We start from the raw sequence: 12,300 nt of genomic DNA, 5'->3' as shown, positions 1-12,300 counted from the left end.
TCCTCCTCAGAGCTGGTTGCCGAGCTTGAACTCGCCGTCGCCCGTCGACTCGGGGGCGCGGGTGTACGAGAACCCGTCGGCGCCGATCGTGACGGCCATCTCGGACGAGTCGGTGCGGGCGACGACGGGCTGCGGGTCGCCGTCGAGGTCGAGCACGAGCGAGGCGTCGGTGTACCAACTCGGGACGACGGGGTTGCCCCACCAGTCGCGACGCTGGTTGTCGTGCACGTCCCACGTGACGACCGGGTTGTCGGGGTCGCCCGTGTAGTAGTCCTGCGTGTAGACCTCGACGCGGTGGCCGTCGGGGTCGCGCAGGTACAGGTAGAACGCGTTCGAGACGCCGTGCCGGCCCGGGCCGCGCTCGATGGCGTCCGAGCGTCGCAGAGCGCCGAGCTTGTCGCAGATCGCGAGGATGTTGTGCTTCTCGTGGGTCGCGAAGCAGACGTGGTGCATGCGGGGACCGTCGCCGCCGGTCATGGCGGTGTCGTGGACGGTGGGCTTGCGCCGCATCCAGGCCGCGTAGACGGTGCCCTCCTCGTCCTGGATGTCCTCCGTCACGCGGAACCCGAGAGACTGCATGAAGTTGACCGCGCGCGGCACGTCGGGGGTCACCTGGTTGAAGTGGTCCAGGCGCACGAGCTCGCCCGGGCTGTAGAGGTCGTACCGCCACGACAGGCGCTCGACGTGCTCCGTCGCGAAGAAGAACTCGTACGGGAAGCCGAGGGGGTCGACCACACGCACCGAGTCGCCGATGCCCTTCGTGAAGCCGTTCGGCTCACGCCGCACGTCGCAGCCGAGCTCGGAGTAGAAGGCGACGGCCTTGTCGAGGTCCTCCGCGGAGCGCACCCGGTAGGAGAAGACCGCGACCGCGGCGACCGGACCCTGACGCAGGACGAGGTTGTGGTGGATGAACTCCTCGGTCGAGCGCAGGTAGATCGCCTCGTCGTCTTCCTCGGTGACGTGCAGCCCGAGGATGTCGACATAGAAGACGCGGGATGCCGCGAGGTCGGTCACGACCAGTTCCATGTACGCGCACCGCAGCACGTCGGGGGCGGGGGAGGACGGGGTCGGGATCGGGTTCGCCGATCGGATCGGCGCCTCCTGGCTCACCCAGAAGCCGGAGGAGGTCAGGGTCATGTCGTCGCGGTGGCTCATGTCAGCGTCCTTGCGTGAGTGAGGTCAGTTCTTGCCGAAGGTCGGGTTGTGCACCTTGCCGAGGGTGATGTGCACGGCCTGCTGGTCCGTGTAGAAGTCGATCGAGCGGTAGCCGCCCTCGTGCCCGAGGCCCGAGGCCTTCACCCCGCCGAACGGGGTGCGGAGGTCGCGCACGTTGTTCGAGTTGAGCCAGACCATGCCGGCCTCGACGGCCTGCGAGAAGTTGTGCGCGCGCTTCAGATCGTTCGTCCAGATGTAGGCGGCGAGCCCGTACTTCGTGTCGTTGGCGAGGGCGAGCGCCTCGTCGTCGGTGTCGAACGGGGTGATCGCGACGACGGGGCCGAAGATCTCCTCCTGGAAGATGCGCGCGGTCGGCGGGACGTCGGCGAAGACGGTCGGCGCGACGAAGTTGCCGTTCTCGAAGCCGTCGGGGCGGCCGCCGCCCGCGACGAGCCGGCCCTCGGTCTTGCCGAGCTCGACGTAGGACATGACCTTGTCGTAGTGCTCGGGGTGCACGAGGGCGCCGACCTCGGTGGCCGGGTCGTGCGGGTAGCCGACCGTCACGCGCTGCGCCTGCGCGGCGTAGCGCTCCACGAACTCGTCGTACACCTCGCGCTGGACGAGGATGCGGCTGCCTGCCGTGCAGCGCTCGCCGTTGAGCGAGAACACCCCAAAGATCGTCGCGTCGATCGCGGCATCCAGGTCCGCATCGGCGAAGACGACGGCGGGGCTCTTGCCGCCGAGCTCCATCGACAGGCCCTTCAGCCACGGTGCCGCGTTCGCGAAGATCAGCTGGCCCGTGGAGCTCTCGCCCGTGAACGAGATGAGCGGCACGTCGGGGTGCTTGACGAGGGCATCACCGGCGTCCTCGCCGAGGCCGTTGACGAGGTTGAACACACCCTGCGGGAGCCCTGCTTCCTCGAAGATGCCGGCCCAGAGGGATGCCGACAGCGGCGTGAACTCGGCGGGCTTCAGCACGACCGTGTTGCCGGCCGCGAGTGCCGGGCCGAGCTTCCACGACTCGAGCATGAAGGGCGTGTTCCAGGGGGTGATGAGCCCCGCGACGCCGATCGGCTTGCGGTTGACGTAGTTGATCTGGCGCCCCGGCACCTTGAACGTGTCGTCGGACTGGGCGACGATCAGGTCCGCGAAGAAGCGGAAGTTCTCGGCGGCACGGCGGGCCTGCCCGAGCGCCTGCGTGATCGGCAGCCCGGAGTCGAAGGACTCGAGCTCCGCGAGCCGGGCATCGCGCGACTCGACGAGGTCGGCGATGCGGTGCAGCACGCGCGAGCGCTCGCGCGGCAGCATCCGCGGCCACGGACCCTCGGTGAACGCACGCCGCGCCGCGGCGACGGCGGCATCCACGTCGGCCTTCTTGCCCGCCGCGGCCTGCAGGTACACGCGATTCGTCACCGGGTCGAGCACGTCGAAGGTCTCGCCGTCCTGCGAGTCGACGAAGGCGCCGTCGATGTAGTGCCGGATGCGGGTCGGGAGGTCCGCGGGCGTGTGCGGGGCCGCGAGGGTGGGGTCCGTCATGTCGTGCGTCCTTGCTCGAGGGTCAGAAGTTCGGGAGGCCGAGGGCCTCGTCCGGGTGTTCGTGGATCATGTAGGCGTCGAGGGTCGCGGACCGGTGGCGTCGGGCCGCCTGCTCGATGTCGCCGAGGGGAGCGCCGCGCTCGATGAGCGCCACGATCTGCTCGTGCTCGCGCACCGACTCCTGCGCGCGGCCCGGCACGAAGCTGAAGGTGGAATCGCGGAGGTGGCCGAGACGTGCCCACTCCGACTCGACGAGCTCCAGCATCCGCGGGTTCGCGCACTTGCCGTAGAGGGTCGCGTGGAACTCCTGGTTGAGGCGGGTGAAGGAGTGCGGGTCGAAGTCGCTGAGCGATTGGATCATCCGCTCGTTCGTGAGGCGTGCGTGCCGCAAGTCGTCCGCGGTGAGGCGGCGCGCGGCCAGAGCCGTCGCGGTCCCCTCCAGGATCGACAGCGCCTGCATGCTGAAGCGGTACTGCGTGTCGTCGACCATCGAGACGCGGGCGCCCACGTTGCGCTCGAACGTGACGAGCCCTTCAGCCTCGAGCTGGCGGATCGCCTCGCGCACCGGCACGACGCTCATCCCGAGCTCCCCGGCGATCGCGCCGAGCACCAGGCGGTACCCCGGCGTGAACTCCTGCGACGCGATGCGCTCCTTCACCCAGTGGTACGCGCGCTGCGACTTGCTGAGGTCGGGTGCCGTCGTCAGATCGTCGCCCGCCATGCGCGGTACCGGTCCTTCCACTCGCCCGAAAGGGGGAACAGTCCGTCGACGGGATGCCCGTGGGCGACCTGATCGGCGATCCAGCCGTCCTCGATCTCCTGCTCCAGGGCGGCGTCGGCGACCTCGGCGGCCAGCGTCGGGGGGATCACGATGACGCCGTCGGCGTCGCCGACGAGGATGTCCCCGGGTTGGACGGTGGTCCCGCCGCAGGCGACGGTCACGTCGACGTCCCACGGGACGTGACGACGGCCGAGGACCGCGGGGTGGGCTCCGGCCGTGTAAACCGGGATGCCGACGGCCGTGACGGCCTCGACGTCGCGGACACCGCCGTCGGTCACGATGCCCGCGGCCCCGCGGGCGTGCGCGCGGATCGCGAGGATGTCGCCGAGGGTGCCCGAGCCGGTCTCGCCGCGGGCCTCGATCACGATGACCTCGCCCTCGCCGACCGCGTCGAACGCGCGCTTCTGCGCGTTGTAGCCACCGCCGTGGCTGTCGAAGAGGTCCTCGCGGTTCGGGACGAAGCGCAGCGTCCGGGCGGTGCCGACGAGCTTGGCGCCGGAGTGCAGCGGCCGGACCCCGTCGATCGTGACGTTGTCGAGGCCGCGTTTGCGCAGCTGCTGCGAGAGTCCGGCGACGGGTGCGCGGTGGAGCTTCTCGCGCAGCGCGGGGTCGAGGCCGGGCGCGGCTTCGACGGCAAGCCCTGCGGCCTCGCGGGAGCCCCATGCCTCGGCGCGCTGCAGGTCGTCGACGGCGGGGAGCGACCCGAGCTCGGGGTCGAATCCCTGCGCGCCCTGGGCGACCGTCGTGCGCAGGCGCCCCGACGTCGGCGCCCCCGCGGCATCCGGTGCATCCACCTCCACCTCGACGACGTCGCCGGGGACGACCACCGACGACCCGGCCGGGGTGCCGGTGAGGATGACGTCGCCGCGCTCGAGGGTCATGTGCTGGGAGAGATCGGCGACGATCTGCGCGAAGGGGAAGATCAGGTCGGCGGTCGTGTCGTCCTGCGCGAGCTCGCCGTTGACCCATGCGCGCACCCGGAGGCGGGCCGGATCGATCTGCCGTGCATCGATGAGGCCGGGCCCGACGGGCGTGTAGCCGTCTCGACCCTTGGATCGGACGTTCGAGCCGCTGTCGTTCGCGCGGAGGTCGTAGAGGCCGAAGTCGTTGGACGCGGTGACCCACCCGACGTGAGCCCAGGCATCTGCGGCGCCGACGTGACGGGCGTCCGAGCCGATCACGAGGGCGACCTCGGCTTCGAAGGCGAGGAGTTCGGTGCCGGCGGGGCGTTCGATCTCATCGCCCGACGCCGCGAGCGAGCTCGACGGCTTCAGGAAGTAGGACGGCGCCGACGGGCGACGCCCGCGCTGGTCGGCACGCGACGCGTAGCTGAGGTGGACAGCGAGGACCTTGCCCGGGCGTTGAGGAAGGGCCGCGAAGCGCGGATCGACGGGGGTCGTCGGTTCGATGTCGTGGGTCATGAGCTCCCTCGCTCTTGCGGCATATCCCAAATCGTATATTATCGACGCATCCGCAGCAACCATAACGGACCACTGCGCACCCGACAACGACGTCACCCAGGAGTCAACGAAGATGAGCGAATCCTCGCGTACGGGGTTCACCCCTACCGGAACGATCAGCAGCCCCACCGACCGCCGACGCGTCGTCTTCGCGACCGTCGTCGGCACCACCGTGGAGTGGTACGACTTCTTCATCTACGCGCAGGCGGCCGGTCTCGTCTTCGCGCAGCTCTTCTTCGCGCCGCTCGGTGAGAGCACGGCGACGATCCTCTCGTTCCTCACGGTCGGCATCAGCTTCCTGTTCCGCCCGCTCGGCGCGTTCCTGGCCGGCCACTTCGGCGACAAGTACGGGCGCCGCGTGGTGCTGGTCGTGACCCTCATCCTCATGGGTGTCGCCACGACCCTCGTGGGTCTCCTGCCGACCTGGACCGTCATCGGCCTCGCCGCCCCGATCCTCCTGATCTTCCTGCGCATCCTGCAGGGCATCTCCGCCGGCGGCGAGTGGGGCGGTGCGGTGCTCATGGCCGTCGAGCACGCCCCGAAGCAGAAGCGCGGGCTGTTCGGCGCCTCGCCGCAGATCGGTGTGCCGATCGGTCTCCTCCTCGCCTCCGGGATGATGGCGCTGATGTCGGTCCTGGCGCCGGGCGAGGCCTTCCTCGAATGGGGCTGGCGTGTGCCGTTCCTCTTCTCGATCGTGCTGATCCTCGTCGGCTACTACATCCGTCGTCGCGTCGAGGAGAGCCCCGTCTTCCTCGAGCTCGCCGAGCGCAAGGAGCGCACGCGCACGCCGATCGTGCAGCTGTTCCGCAAGCACGCCCTCCTCGTCGTCATCGCGGCGCTCGTGTTCGCCGGCAACAACGCCGCGGGGTACATGACCACGGGCGGCTACATCCAGAACTACGCGACCAACCCCGAGGGTCCGCTGGCGATGGACCGCAGCGGTGTCCTCCTCGCCGTCACCGGCTCGGCCCTGTTCTGGCTCGCCTCCACCTGGACCGCCGGCTGGATCAGCGACCGCATCGGGCGCCGCGCCACCTACATCGGCGGGTGGATCCTGCAGCTGATCGGCGTGTTCACCCTGTTCCCGCTCGTGAACACCGGCGACCTCGGGCTCCTGTTCACCGCCCTCGCGATCCTCGCGATCGGTCTGGGGTTCACCTACGGTCAGCAGTCCGCGTACTACGCCGAGCTCTTCCCCGCCTCGATCCGCTTCTCGGGGGTCTCGATCTCCTACGCGATCGGCGCGATCCTCGGCGGTGCGTTCGCCCCCACGATCGCGACGGCACTCGTCCAGGCCACCGGGACGACGTGGTCGGTCGCCTTCTACCTGGCCGGGATGACCGTGCTCGGCCTGCTCGCAACTCTGCTGCTGCGCGACCGGACCGGCATCCCCCTCGGGCCCGATCACGAGGAGGAGCAGGCGAAGAGCCCGATCTACGGGGTGGCACGGGCCTGAACCCGCGGCATCCGGTCGTCTTCTCGAAAGCGAGCACCATGCAGTTCCACCACCACGGCTACGTCTCGGGGGACCCGCGCGTCCAGGACGCCGCCGGGACCGGCATCGAGCGGCCGGACGACCTCCCCGACGAGACCGATGTGCTCATCGTGGGATCGGGGCCGGCCGGGATGCTGCTGGCCGCCCAGATGGCGCAGTTCCCGACCGTCTCGACCCGCATCATCGAGCGCCGCGGCGGCCGGCTGCCGCTGGGGCAGGCCGACGGCATCCAACCCCGCAGCGTCGAGACCTTCCAGGCATTCGGGTTCGCCGAGCGGATCATCGCCGAGGCGTACAACATCGGGTACATGAACTTCTGGGGGCCCGACCCCGAGAATCCGTCGCGCATCCACCGCACCAGCCGCACGGAGGACTACGGCCTCAAGATCAGCGAGTTCCCGCACCTCATCGTCAATCAGGCGCGGGTGCTCGACTACTTCGCCGAGGCGGCGGCGCTCGGGCCCGGCCGCATCCGTCCGGACTACGGCATCGAGTTCCGCGGACTCAGCCGCGACGACGCGGACGAGTATCCGATCCACGTGCGGGTCCGGCACGCGGAGGGCGACCGGGCCGGCGAGGAGCGCACGATCCGGGCGAAGTACGTCGTGGGCTGCGACGGCGCGCGCAGCGGTGTGCGCGAGGCGATCGGGCGGCGCCACGTCGGGCAGTTCGCGTCGCACGCCTGGGGTGTCATGGACGTGCTGGTGAACACGGACTTCCCCGACTGGCGCATCAAATGCGCGATCACCTCCGAGGCGGGCAACATCCTTCACATCCCGCGGGAGGGCGGATACCTCTCGCGCATGTACATCGACCTCGGCGAGGTCGCCGAGAGCGACAACCGCGCGGTGCGCAGCACGCCGATCGAGGAGATCATCCGGCGCGCGAACGAGATCCTCCACCCGTATTCGATCGCCGTGAAGGAGGTCGCCTGGCACAGCGTGTACGAGGTCGGCCATCGCGTCACCGACCGGTTCGACGACGTCGAGGACGGTGACGGCCGCACCCCGCGGGTGTTCCTCACCGGCGACGCCTGCCACACGCACAGCGCGAAGGCAGGGCAGGGCATGAACGTGTCGATGCAGGACGGCTTCAACCTCGGGTGGAAGCTCGGGCACGTGCTCACCGGGCTCGCCCCGGCATCCCTCCTGTCCACGTACTCGGAGGAGCGTCAGCCCGTCGCTCAGCAGCTCATCGACTTCGACCGCGAGTGGTCGTCGCTCATGGCACGCAAGCCCCACGAGATCTCGGACCCCGATGACCTCGCGAACTACTACCTCGCGACCGCCGAGTTCCCCTCGGGGTTCATGACCCGCTACGACGCGTCGGCGATCGTCGGCGACGATCGCCATCAGGCGCTCGCGGAGGGCTACCCGGTGGGCAAGCGTTTCGCGTCGGTCCCGGTGACGCGGGTGAGCGACGGCAACGTCGTGCACCTCGGCCACCACGCGCGCGCCGACGGCCGCTGGCGTCTCTATGCCTTCGCCGACCCGGATGCCGCAGCCCTGGCCGCGTGGGCCGACTGGGCGGCGTCGCCCGCCTCGCCGCTGGTGCGGTTCACGCCCGCCGGAGCCGACGTCGACGCGGTGTTCGACGTGAAGGTGGTCTACCCGCAGAGCTACGACGAGGTCGATCTGCTGTCGGTCCCGGAGATCTTCCGGCCGCGCACGGGCCCGCTCGGCCTCATGGACTGGGAGAAGGTCTACGCGGCCGGGCCCGGTGCCTGGAACTCGGTCGACATCTTCGCCGAGCGGGGGATCGACGCCCGCGGCGCTGTCGTCGTGGTGCGCCCCGATCAGTACGTCGCGGCGGTGCTGCCGCTCGAGGCCACCACCGAGCTCGACGTCTTCCTCTCCGGCGCGTTCGCGCGCTGACCGCGCGCTCGATCCGACGCGAACTGCTGCCACCGAGCGGCGGAGACAGCAGATCGCGTCGGGTCGCGAGTGAGCCGCGCCCTACCAGCTGCGAGCGGCGGAGGTCGCGGCCTTGGTGAGCTTCGTCTCGGGCACCACGAAGCGGTAGGTGCCCTTCGACGACGCAGTGTAGGCAGCCTTGCCCGAGGCGTTCGTCTTCCGGGTGGCGATCGTCTTCCAGCCCTTCGACGAGCGCTTCTGCACCTTCACCGTTGTGTCCTTCGGCGCCGCGGTGAACCCCGCCCCGGCGTCGAAGGAGACCGATGCGGTGTACGACGTCGCGACGACCGTACCCCGGGAGTAGGTCGCCTCGGACGAGATGCCGACCTTTCCGGCGGCCTTGCCCGTCGTCTTCTTCGCGATGGTCTTCGCCCCGCTGGCATCCGACCAGTGCGTCGGTGCGGCCTGCACCAAGGCGCGCCACGTGCCCTTGGCGTCGTCACGGATGACGGCCGAGTAGGCACCCTTGCTGTTGCTCGTGACGGTCTTCTTCGTGATCCAGGTCGACCCGCTCTTCTTCTGCAGTGCGACGCGTGAGCCCGACTGCGGCACGAAGGCAGGAGAGCAGCACGACGGGTCGAACCGTGACACAGTCCCCGAGAACGCCACGCCGTCGACGCGTCGGGTGAGGCGCATCGTGGCGTCGGCGGCATGGCGAAGATCGATGGCCGCGTTCGCGAACACGACCCGCGGGCTGTCCGTCCAGTAGTCGGCGTCGTTGGCCGACGCCCAGGAGTAGCTCAGGCTCGCGTCCTGGACGGTGGCGGTGTACGACCCGGCGATGGCGAAGTCAGGGTAGGCGGGGAGCTCGAGCTGGACCCGGCCGTTCTGGTAGTCGATCCGCGACGTGCTGATCCGCCACGAATCGAGCTTGCGGTTGTCCTTCTTGCGGATGAGGGCGATGGTCACGCTCTCGAGGCAGTCGGGCGCCTGCCCGGCATCGGACTTCGCGACATCCACGTAGAAGATCTGCTCGTGCGAAGCCGCGGAGATCTTCTTCGGCGCCGTGAGTGTCACCGTGCAGGCGTTGACGATCGCCGCGTTCGCCGGCGCCGCGGCGACGAGCGATGAGAGCACGAGCGCGGTCGCCACCCCCACCGTGGTCGCGATCTTTGTGAACCGGAATGTCATGCGTTTCCTCCTGCAAGGGACTGGGCGTGCGGGCGCACGCGGCATCACATTAGGGAGTTCTCATCCGGGGGACGGATCGTCGGAGGCTATCCGGACGAATCCGGACACTCCGGTGCGAGTGGTTGCCGCGCCTCAGGCGGTCAGGTCGGCGATGAGCGCCTCGACGCGGGCGCGGATGTCGTCGCGGATGCGACGGACGTCCTCGATGCCCTGCCCGGCGGGGTCGTCGAGCTGCCAGTCCTCGTAGCGCTTGCCGGGGAAGATCGGGCAGGCGTCGCCGCACCCCATCGTGATCACGACGTCCGACTCGCGGACTGCGTCGACGGTCAGCAGCTTCGGTGTGTTCGCGGCGATGTCGATGCCCTCCTCGGCCATGGCGTCGACGGCGACCGGATTGATGCGATCCTTCGGCTCGGAGCCGGCAGACAGCACCTCGACGCGGTCGCCCGCCAGATGCTGCAGGTAGCCGGCGGCCATCTGGGAGCGTCCCGCGTTGTGGACGCAGACGAACAGGACGGTGGGGGTGGCGGTCATGGGGTGTCGTGTCCGTTTCGGGTGGATCGGCGTTCGATGAGGAGCGTGTCGCGCCACTGTCCGGCGTGAGGACCGAGCATCGACCGGCCGATGCGTTCGCGCCGCCCGACGATTCGGAAGCCGGCGTTCTCGTGCAGCCGCAGGCTCACCTCATTCTCGGGGAAGACGCTCGACTGGATCGTCCAGTAGCCCGCCGACTCGGCGGCGTCGATGAACGCGTCGAGCAGGGCGCGTCCCACGCCTCGGCCGGTGTGCGCCGGGTCGACGTAGACGGAGTGCTCGATCACGCCGCGGTAGACCTCGCGGGTGGAGACGCGGGATGCCGCGACCCACCCGACGGCGCGGTCATCGGCGTCGACGGCGACGAGGCGCGCGTCTGGCACCTTGCCGGCATCGAACGCCTCCCATGTCGGGGTTGTCGTCTCGAACGTCGCCTCGCCCCCGGCGATCCCCGCGGCGAAGATGCGCTCGACGTCGGGCCAGTCGAGCGACGCCATCGGCCGTGTCCGTGTCATCAGCAGCACCCGCCCAGGTCGGTGGAGCACACGCCGGTCGCCGGAAGCGTCAGCCGGACCTGCGTCGCGGCGCGCATGTCGCCGTCGATCCACGCCACGACCGAGCGCACCTGCTCGTAGCCGGTCGCGAGCAGGAACGTCGGTGCGCGGCCGTAGGACTTCATGCCGACGATGAAGAAGCCGTGCTCGGGATGCCGCAGCTCGTCGAAGCCGTGCGGTTCGACGGTGCCGCACGAGTGCACATTGGGGTCGATGAGCGGCGCGAGCCGGACGGGCGCCTCGACGATGTCGTCGAGCCCGAGCCGAATCTCGCGCAGCATCGACAGATCGGGCCGAAAACCCGTCGCGCCGACGACGATATCCGTGTCGTGGACGGATGCCGCGCCTCGCCGCATCCCGATCAGTCGGACACCGTCGCCGCGACGCTCGACCGAACCGATCTCGAACGAGTCGACCTCTTCGATCCGTCCGCTGTCGACGAGAGCGTCCAGGCGCGACCCGAGCGCGGCGCGGTCGCCGAGCTCGTCCTCGGCGGAGGAGGACACGCGCACCGCGGTCGGATTGCGGATCAGCCAGGTGATGCGGGTGCCGGGCTCGGACTCGGCGAGGGTCGCGAGGGACAGGAGGGTGTTCGCGGCGGAGTGGCCGGCGCCCACGACGGTCGTGTGGCGCCCGGCGAAGCGCGTCCGGTCTCGCCCGAGCACGTCGGGCAGGGGGTGCACGAGCCGGTCGCCGAGGTCGGCGGTGCCGAGCAGGTCGAGACCGGTGGAGCCGAGCGGATTGGGGGAGTCGTAGGTGCCGGAGGCGTCGATCACGGCGCGGGCCGTCAGCTCGCCGATCCCGTCGGTCGTGACGTACCGGATGACGAACGGCGTCGTCTCGCGCCCGGTGCTGCGGGTGCGGTCCATGCCCTCTCGGGCGACGGCGATCACGCGCGACCCGTAGCGGATGCGGGGGCGCATCGCCTCGAGCTCGGCGAGGGGCGTCGCGTAGGACTCCACCAGCTCGCGCCCGGTGGGCGCGGCATCCGGCTCGGGTGCGACCCAGCCCGAGGCCTCGAGGAGACGGCGGGATGCCGGGTCGACGAGGTGGCGCCACGGCGAGAAGAGGCGGATGTGCCCCCATCGCCGGACGGCGGCGGCGGGTCCGTCACCCGCTTCGAGCACGATGACGTCGACGCCGCGCTCGAGGAGGTGCGCCGCGGCGGCGAGGCCGACGGGTCCCGCGCCGATGACGACCACCGGGAGTGTGGCGAGCCGCGAGGTGGCGGTCGCGCGGGGCGTGAGGTCGAGCAGCGTCATCCTGTCCTCCGTATCGCTGGATGTCGATCGAAAGTATGCGCCGCTATATCGATGGCTGTCAATATCGATTAACATCGATACATGGTGACGATGCTTCCCGTGATCCCGAGCCCTGCGGTCGACGCGGCGGCGTGCTGTGCTCCGCTCGTGAAGGAGCCGATCGGACAGGTGGAGGCGGAGCGCCTGGCTGTGACGATGAAGGCGCTCGCCGACCCTGCGCGCCTGCGCCTGTTGTCGATCGTCGCCTCGTCCGCCGGTCAGGAGGCGTGCGTGTGCGACCTGATCGAGCCGGTCGGCCTGTCGCAGCCCACGGTGTCGCACCATCTCAAGGTGCTGACCGAAGCGGGCTTCCTCTCCCGCTCCAAGCGCGGCACGTGGGCGTACTACCGGCTTCAGCCCGAGGCACTCACCGGCATCGCGGACTTCCTGACCGCCTGACCCCCCGCCCCCCGGGGCGCCCCTAGAGTGGGGCGGATGCC

Annotated in this window: 11 protein-coding genes; 3 read left to right on the top strand and 8 right to left on the bottom strand. The window is 69.9% G+C overall.

What is annotated here, in order from left to right; all coding sequences use genetic code 11:
* Nucleotides 1-6: 6 nt before the first annotated feature.
* The 4 genes from hpaD to AB0259_RS08675 are packed head-to-tail and all read right to left on the bottom strand — an operon-like array spanning nucleotide 7 to nucleotide 4,893.
* Nucleotides 7-1,155: a 3,4-dihydroxyphenylacetate 2,3-dioxygenase gene (hpaD, locus tag AB0259_RS08690; RefSeq protein WP_251577960.1), complete on the bottom strand. Its 1,149-nt coding sequence runs from the start codon at nucleotides 1,153-1,155 to the stop codon at nucleotides 7-9.
* A gap of 24 nt (nucleotides 1,156-1,179) precedes the next feature.
* Nucleotides 1,180-2,691 carry a 5-carboxymethyl-2-hydroxymuconate semialdehyde dehydrogenase gene (hpaE, locus tag AB0259_RS08685; protein WP_366222270.1) on the bottom strand — a complete coding sequence of 504 codons (1,512 nt, stop codon included), beginning with the start codon at nucleotides 2,689-2,691 and terminating at the stop codon, nucleotides 1,180-1,182.
* A 22-nt stretch (nucleotides 2,692-2,713) separates the two neighbouring features.
* A complete protein-coding gene (locus AB0259_RS08680) occupies nucleotides 2,714-3,412 on the bottom strand; it encodes a GntR family transcriptional regulator (RefSeq protein ID WP_251577964.1) in 699 nt (232 codons plus the stop codon).
* Nucleotides 3,394-4,893, bottom strand: coding sequence for a fumarylacetoacetate hydrolase family protein (locus AB0259_RS08675; RefSeq protein ID WP_366222273.1), 1,500 nt, complete (start codon nucleotides 4,891-4,893; stop codon nucleotides 3,394-3,396). The genes AB0259_RS08680 and AB0259_RS08675 overlap by 19 nt, the downstream gene beginning before the upstream one ends.
* Before the next feature lie 112 nt (nucleotides 4,894-5,005).
* Here AB0259_RS08675 and AB0259_RS08670 point away from each other — a divergent pair, with 112 nt between their 5' ends.
* Together AB0259_RS08670 and AB0259_RS08665 are read left to right on the top strand one after the other, a co-directional pair.
* Nucleotides 5,006-6,388: an MFS transporter gene (locus tag AB0259_RS08670; protein WP_366222275.1), complete on the top strand. Its 1,383-nt coding sequence runs from the start codon at nucleotides 5,006-5,008 to the stop codon at nucleotides 6,386-6,388.
* Nucleotides 6,389-6,426: 38 nt separating this feature from the next.
* A complete protein-coding gene (locus AB0259_RS08665; protein ID WP_366222277.1) occupies nucleotides 6,427-8,301 on the top strand; it encodes an FAD-dependent monooxygenase in 1,875 nt (624 codons plus the stop codon).
* Between the two features lie 81 nt (nucleotides 8,302-8,382).
* Here AB0259_RS08665 and AB0259_RS08660 read toward each other — a convergent pair whose 3' ends face one another.
* From AB0259_RS08660 to AB0259_RS08645, 4 genes are all read right to left on the bottom strand, one after another.
* Complete coding sequence (locus AB0259_RS08660; protein WP_366222278.1) at nucleotides 8,383-9,471, bottom strand: hypothetical protein; 1,089 nt, start codon at nucleotides 9,469-9,471, stop codon at nucleotides 8,383-8,385.
* Nucleotides 9,472-9,603: 132 nt separating this feature from the next.
* Entirely contained in the window at nucleotides 9,604-10,005 is a 402-nt protein-coding gene (locus AB0259_RS08655) for an arsenate reductase ArsC (protein WP_366222280.1), read from the bottom strand.
* Complete coding sequence (locus AB0259_RS08650) at nucleotides 10,002-10,520, bottom strand: GNAT family N-acetyltransferase (RefSeq protein ID WP_251577976.1); 519 nt, start codon at nucleotides 10,518-10,520, stop codon at nucleotides 10,002-10,004. The genes AB0259_RS08655 and AB0259_RS08650 overlap by 4 nt, the downstream gene beginning before the upstream one ends.
* The gene (locus AB0259_RS08645; RefSeq protein ID WP_366222282.1) at nucleotides 10,520-11,821 is read right to left on the bottom strand and encodes an FAD-dependent oxidoreductase; all 1,302 of its coding nucleotides are present in this window, start codon (nucleotides 11,819-11,821) and stop codon (nucleotides 10,520-10,522) included. The genes AB0259_RS08650 and AB0259_RS08645 overlap by 1 nt, the downstream gene beginning before the upstream one ends.
* An 81-nt stretch (nucleotides 11,822-11,902) precedes the next feature.
* Between AB0259_RS08645 and AB0259_RS08640 the strand changes: the two genes are divergently transcribed.
* Nucleotides 11,903-12,259: a metalloregulator ArsR/SmtB family transcription factor gene (locus AB0259_RS08640; protein WP_366222284.1), complete on the top strand. Its 357-nt coding sequence runs from the start codon at nucleotides 11,903-11,905 to the stop codon at nucleotides 12,257-12,259.
* Nucleotides 12,260-12,300: the final 41 nt, after the last annotated feature.

The sequence above is a fragment of the Microbacterium sp. NPDC080005 genome (assembly GCF_040702445.1).
Lineage (GTDB): Bacteria > Actinomycetota > Actinomycetes > Actinomycetales > Microbacteriaceae > Microbacterium > Microbacterium oleivorans_D.
Note: the sequence above shows the minus strand (reverse complement) of the source record. Positions and strands in the feature narration are given on the sequence as shown.